This is a genomic window from Capnocytophaga canis (assembly GCF_000827555.1).
Classification (GTDB): Bacteria; Bacteroidota; Bacteroidia; order Flavobacteriales; family Flavobacteriaceae; genus Capnocytophaga; species Capnocytophaga canis.
The window spans coordinates 1-334 of sequence record NZ_CDOI01000110.1; the positions used below are offsets into that span (position 1 = coordinate 1).

The 334-nt window shown below is 28.1% G+C and carries 1 pseudogene; it reads right to left on the minus strand.

Annotation, left to right across the window (positions count from 1 at the left end):
- Window positions 1–334: pseudogene (locus CCAND38_RS03130) on the minus strand (hypothetical protein); the annotation flags it as partial.

Below are 334 nucleotides of genomic sequence, written 5' to 3' on the forward strand. Positions count from 1 at the left end.
ATGTTTCCAAATAGTTTGCATAATATCTCTCTCTTGCGATTTCTTCAAACCGTTCCTTTGGAAGCATTAAAATAAAATTATTGATTATATTTCCATTAAAATGATTACGAAATCTAAATGAAATTTGCCAATTTTCAGGTTCGTTTACGTAAAAATATTCGTAAATCTTACTAACTTCGCCATTCTCATAAATTAAATCTATTTCTTGATGCTCTTTGTAATGAGTTATTTTCTTAATATGAAACTTGGTGCCTTCATCATTTGATCTGATTTTTCTACTTTCTGTTTTTTGCACACCGTCTTTATTGTCAATGATGATAAAAAGATGGTTTGT